The sequence below is a fragment of the Nitrobacter vulgaris genome, from assembly GCF_002028545.1.
In the GTDB taxonomy this organism is placed as follows: Bacteria; Pseudomonadota; Alphaproteobacteria; order Rhizobiales; family Xanthobacteraceae; genus Nitrobacter; species Nitrobacter vulgaris.
The window spans coordinates 121,749-127,914 of record NZ_MWPQ01000026.1 but is presented as its reverse complement, the minus strand read 5'-3'; the positions used below and the strand labels follow the sequence as shown (position 1 = coordinate 127,914).

The following is a 6,166-nucleotide window of genomic DNA, read 5'->3' as shown; positions in this document are numbered from 1 at the left end:
GCCCAAAGCGTTCGACAAGGCTCTGTAGCGCCGTCCAGATCGAAAAACAGGCTGCGTGTACGGGCACTCCTACCATGCTCCGCTATCAGAAAAAAGACGGAACACGGGCGCCACCGCCTTCAAGATCGGCGCGCCCCGCGTGGGTCGACAGCGTCCAAAGCTTTCAGATTGCTTAGAACTTCAAGGGATGGTGTGTTTACACGCAATACGCACGGATATACCACGGCGGCGCGAGTATTTTTTGAAAGCCTCTAATTTCCTAGGCGCAAGCATCATGTCCCGGTCGCGAATTGTCGGTTGGACGTCCCTCGTCGCGGTGATCGCTGTGATGGGCGGCTACGCGCTGTGGCACCACGGTACGGGAAAGCACAACGAGCCTACCAGAAACGCTGCACAGGTTCCGCCGGTTCCGGTCAGGATCGCAACCGTACGCAAAGGTGATTTCCCGATCTATCTGACCGGACTTGGAACCGTGCAGGGATTCAACACCGTCGTGGTCCGCACGCGTGTCGATGGTCAGATCGACCGGATCGCCTTCAAGGAGGGCGAGCTGGTCGAAAAGAACGACCTGCTCGCCCTGGTCGATCCGCGGCCGTACCGGGCCGCGCTCGACCAGGCCAAGGCCAAGAAAGCGCAAGATGAAGCCAATCTGGCCAACGCCGAACTCGACCTGCAGCGCTATACCAAGCTCGGCGAATTCGCGACGCGGAAGCAGACCGACACTCAGCGTTCGATGGTGCAGCAGCTCAACGCACAGATCGCTGCGGACGAAGCCGCGATTGCCAATGCACAGACCCAACTTGACTACACCGGCATCCGTGCGCCGATTGCGGGCGTCACCGGTTTCCGTCTTGTCGATCGGGGCAACATCGTCAATGCCTCAACCCAGACCGGCATCGTCACCATCGCGCAGATCGAGCCGATCGCCGTGATTTTTACCGCGCCGGAAGATCAACTGCCGCAAATCAAGGATGCCATCGCGGCCGGTTCGCCGAAGACGGTCGCGTACTCACCCGACGGCAAGAGGATGCTTTCCGAGGGAACGCTGACGCTAATTAACAATCAGGTCGACACCGCGAGCGGGACTATCCGCCTCAAGGCGGTTTTCGAGAACAAGGATCATATCCTGTGGCCCGGGCAATCGGTCTCGACCCGTCTGCTAGTGTCCACGACGAAGGATGCCGTCGTGGCTCCCGATGACGCGGTCAAGCATGGAACCGACGGACTTTATGCTTACGTGGTCAAGGAAGACAACAAAGCTGAGTTTCGCAAGATCAAGGTTGGCAAGTCGATCGACGGCGAAACCATCATCAAAAAAGGGCTCGCTCCGGGAGAGCGTGTTATTGTCGCCGGACAGTATCGGGTTCAACCAGGATCGGTCGTGACGGCGACAATCGCGAGCTCCGAGTCATCGGGCGACTAGGATGAACGACAGCATTTCTGCGCTGTTTATTCGCTATCCCATCGGAACATCGTTGCTGATGGCGGGCATTCTGTTTGTCGGTCTGGTAGCCTTCCCGCTGCTTCCGGTCGCGCCGTTGCCGCAGGTCGATTTCCCCACGATCCAGGTCCAGGCGAACCTGCCCGGCGCAAGCCCCGAAACCATGGCGTCGTCGGTGGCGCAGCCGCTCGAGCGGCAAATGGCGCAGATTCCCGGCATCGCGCAGATGACATCGACCAGTTCGATCGGGTCGACGTCGATCACAATCCAGTTCGATCTCAACCGCAACATCGACGGCGCGGCCAACGACATTCAGGGCGCAATCAACGCCGCCAGCGGCCAGTTGCCGAAGAACCTTCCGAGTCCGCCGACCTACCGCAAGGTCAATCCCGCCGACTCGCCCATCATGTTGCTGTCGGCAACATCCGACACCCTGCCCCTGACGACGGTGAGCGACGACACAGACGCCCAGATGGCGCAGCAGATCAGCCAGATTTCCGGCGTCGCGCAGGTCTTCGTTGGCGGCCAGCAGAAACCGGCGATCCGCATCCAGATCGATCCGGCGAAGCTCGTGGCCAAGGGCCTGTCGCTCGAGGACATCCGCAGCCAGATCACCCTGACGACCGTCAACGCTCCCAAAGGCAGCATCGACGGCGGAACGCGCAGCTACACCATCTATGCCAACGATCAGCTGACCGCGTCGAAGGATTGGAACGACGTGATCATCGCCTATCGCAATGGAGCGCCGCTGCGCGTGCGCGACATCGGCCGGGCGGTGACAGGCCCCGAGGACAACAAGCAGGCGGCGTGGGCGAACGGCAAGCGCGGCGTATTCCTCATCATTTTCAAGCAACCGGGCGCCAACGTCATCGACACCGTCGACAGGATCAAAGCGGAGTTGCCCAGACTGATCGCGGCGATCCCGCCTGCGATCAAGATCAAGATCATCAGCGACCGCACCACCACCATTCGCGCCGCAATCGAAGACGTTCAGATCACCCTACTCATCACCATCTGCCTCGTCATCATGGTGATCTTCCTTTTCTTGCGCAACTTCTGGGCGACCATCATCCCGAGCGTCACCGTTCCGCTGGCGCTGCTCGGCGCATGCGCCCTGATGTGGCCATTCGGCTATTCGCTCGACAACCTGTCGCTGATGGCGCTGACGATCTCGGTCGGCTTTGTCGTCGACGACGCTATCGTCGTGCTGGAAAACATCAGCCGCTATATTGAACAGGGCAAAAAGCCGATGGCGGCGGCGTTGAAAGGCGCGGGCGAGATCGGCTTCACCATCATGTCGATCAGCATTTCGCTGATTGCCGTGCTGATTCCGCTGCTGCTGATGGGCGGCATCATCGGGCGGCTGTTCCGTGAGTTCGCGGTGACGCTGGCAATGGCGATTTTCGTGTCGCTCGTCGTATCGCTGACGCTGACCCCAATGATGGCGTCGCGTTTCCTGCGCAGTCATGACAGCGTGAAGCACGGTCGGCTCTACCAACTCAGCGAGCGCGGTTTCGATGCGCTGCTCAACGCCTATCGCTGCGGTCTCGATCTCGTGCTGCGCTGGCGACGCACCACGCTTCTCGTGTTCTTCGTGACGCTCGGCCTCTCGATCTACCTGTTCGTGATCATCCCGAAGGGGTTTTTCCCGCAGCAGGACAACGGCATGATCCTCGGCACCTCCGAGGCCGCGCAGGACATCTCGTTCGCGGAAATGAAGAAAAAGCAGGAGGAGCTCGGCGGGATCGTGTTGGCCGATCCCGCCGTGCACAGCATCGCCATGTTCATCGGCGGCGGCGGCAGCGCACTCAACAACGGCCGCATGTACGTCACGCTGAAGCCGCGGGAGGAGCGCGATGCGTCGGCGCAGCAAGTGATCGAGCGGCTACGGCCGAAGCTTGAGCAGGTGGAAGGCGCGCGACAGTTTCTTCAGGCCTCGCAGGACGTCCGGCTCGGCGGCCGCGCGACCCGCACCCAATTCGAATATACGCTTCAGGACGCCGATCTCGACGAGCTGAATACCTGGGCGCCGAAGGTTCTGAAGAAGCTGCAGACGCTGCCGCAGCTGCGCGATGTCGCCACCGACCAACAGACCAACGGCACCACGCTAACGCTCACAATCGACCGTGACGCGGCGTCCCGCTACGGCGTCACACCGCAGCTCATCGACGATACGCTCTACGACGCCTTCGGACAGCGGCAGGTCGCGCAATACTTCACGCAGCTCAACACCTATCGCGTGATTCTCGAAATCCTTCCCGACTTGCAGGGCAAGGTCGACACGCTGGACAAGATCTACGTCAAGTCGCCGCTCACCGGCGAACAGGTCCCGCTGGCGGTTTTCGCCAAGTGGACGACCGTGCCGGTGCGGCCACTGTCGATCAGCCATCAGGGCCAGTTCCCCGCCATCACCATCAGCTTCAACCTCGCGCAAGGCGTGGCGCTGGGACAAGCAACCGACGCGATACAGAATGCAATGCGAGAGCTCGGTACGCCCGCCACCCTCAACGGCAGCTTCCAGGGCACCGCGCAGGCGTTTCAGCAGTCGCTCGGCACCGTTCCGCTGCTCATCCTGGCCGCGCTCATCGTCGTATATTTGATCCTGGGCATTCTTTACGAAAGCTACATCCATCCGATCACGATCCTGTCGACGCTGCCGTCGGCGGGTGTCGGCGCGCTCGCGACGCTGATGCTGTTCGGCTACGACTTCAGCCTGATCGCACTGATCGGGATCATCCTGCTGATCGGCATCGTCAAGAAAAACGGCATCATGATGGTTGACTTCGCGATCGCGGCCGAGCGCGAGGAGCATTTGTCACCGGAAGAGTCCATCCGCAAGGCCGCCCTGCTCCGCTTCCGGCCCATCATGATGACGACCATGGCCGCGATGCTCGGCGGCGTGCCGCTGATGTTGGGCACCGGAGCTGGATCGGAGATTCGTCAGCCGCTCGGTTATGCGATGGTCGGCGGGCTTCTGGTCAGTCAGGCGTTGACGCTTTTCACCACGCCGGTCGTCTATCTCTATCTTGACCAGTTCTCCAACTGGCTGTCCCGCTGGAGCCGTGGCGGTCGTAACCTGTCGAGCCACAACTCGATCAAGGAAGCGGCCGAATAGCGCGCGGGCCGTGGCCGCAACCCCGTGCCGACCGACCGAAATCCATTCCGGCCCTGGGCCGCCCGCTTTGGCAACATCAACGGTTTGCCTCCACAACCGCCGCCGCCTTACCGTCGCGCTCGTACCAACCTTTGGAGCGGTTCACGATCCACACGACGGAGAGCATGACCGGCACTTCGATCAGCACACCGACGACGGTCGCGAGCGCCGCGCCGGAATGGAAACCGAACAGGCTGATGGCGGCCGCAACGGCCAGCTCGAAGAAGTTGGACGCGCCAATCAGGGCCGATGGGCCGGCGACACAATGTTGCTCCCCCGAGATTCGATTGAGCAAATAGGCGAGCCCGGAATTGAAATAGACCTGGATCAGGATCGGCACGGCGAGCAGCGCGATCACCATCGGCTGCGCCATGATTTGCTCGCCCTGGAAACCGAACAACAGCACCAGCGTCGCCAGCAGCGATACCAGTGAGACCGGCCCGAGCTTCGCGAGCAGCCTGTCGAGCGCGGCCTGCCCGCCGCTCGACAGTAGACGCCGTCGGATGATTTGCGCGACAATCACCGGGATGACGATGTAGAGCGCCACCGATAAGATCAACGTGCCCCACGGCACGGTGATCGCGGACAGGCCTAGCAGTAGCCCGACGATCGGCGCGAAGGCCACTACCATGATCGCGTCGTTGAGCGCGACCTGGCTCAGCGTGAAATGCGGTTCACCCTTCGTCAGATTCGACCATACAAACACCATCGCCGTGCAAGGCGCGGCGGCGAGGATGATGAGGCCCGCGATATAGCTGTCGATCTGGTCGGCGGGCAGCAGGGACCGGAACAACCAGCCGATGAAGAGCCAGCCGAGCAAAGCCATGGAGAACGGCTTCACCGCCCAATTGACGAACAGCGTCACGCCGATACCGCGCCAGTGTCGGCCAACCTCACCGAGCGCGGCGAAGTCGATCTTGAGCAGCATTGGAATGACCATAAGCCAGATCAGTACGGCCACCGGCAGGTTGACCTTGGCGATTTCCGCTACGCCGATCGCCTGAAACACGCCTGGCATAACATGGCCGAATGCGATGCCGACGACGATGCAGAGCGCGACCCAGAAGGTGAGATAGCGTTCGAAAGTAGACATGATTTTTCCTCACACCGTCGCGATGCGGCGACCTCGTTCGTCGACAACGCGCTCACCGTCTTCCTTCGTGAGTTCGCCTTGCTGCGGCGGCAGCAAATTGAGAACTTCTTCGGACGGCCGGCAGAGTTTCACGCCCTTTGAGCTGACGACGATCGGCCGGTTAATAAGAATCGGATGCGCCATCATGGCGTCGAGAATCTGGTCGTCGGTCAGTTTCGGATCGGCAAGGCCAAGCTCCGCGTAAGGCGTGCCCTTTTCGCGTAGAAGTGCCCGCGCGGAGATGCCGATGCGCGCGATGAGTTGCGTCAGCAGCGTGCGTGACGGCGGCGTCTTCAAATATTCGACGACATGCGGCTCGATGCCGGAATTGCGGATCATCGCCAACGTATTGCGCGACGTGCCGCAGTCGGGGTTGTGATAGATGATGACGTCCATGATCGACCTCACGCCGCGCTGTTGCGAGGCGAGGACTGATCTG

At 61.2% G+C, this 6,166-nt stretch carries 4 protein-coding genes; 2 read left to right on the top strand and 2 right to left on the bottom strand.

The features are described 5' to 3' along the window. The first annotated feature begins 274 nt into the window (after positions 1-274). Positions 275-1,423 (top strand): efflux RND transporter periplasmic adaptor subunit, encoded by a 1,149-nt coding sequence (locus B2M20_RS06700; RefSeq protein WP_079446290.1) that lies wholly within the window; start codon positions 275-277, stop codon positions 1,421-1,423. A gap of 1 nt (position 1,424) precedes the next feature. Beyond that, entirely contained in the window at positions 1,425-4,556 is a 3,132-nt protein-coding gene (locus tag B2M20_RS06695) for a multidrug efflux RND transporter permease subunit (RefSeq protein WP_079446289.1), read from the top strand. Between the two features lie 76 nt (positions 4,557-4,632). Here B2M20_RS06695 and arsB read toward each other — a convergent pair whose 3' ends face one another. After that, positions 4,633-5,688, bottom strand: a complete 1,056-nt coding sequence (gene arsB, locus B2M20_RS06690; protein ID WP_079446288.1) for an ACR3 family arsenite efflux transporter — start codon at positions 5,686-5,688, stop codon at positions 4,633-4,635. Between the two features lie 9 nt (positions 5,689-5,697). After that, positions 5,698-6,123, bottom strand: a complete 426-nt coding sequence (gene arsC, locus B2M20_RS06685) for an arsenate reductase (glutaredoxin) (RefSeq protein ID WP_079446287.1) — start codon at positions 6,121-6,123, stop codon at positions 5,698-5,700. Positions 6,124-6,166 lie beyond the last annotated feature (43 nt).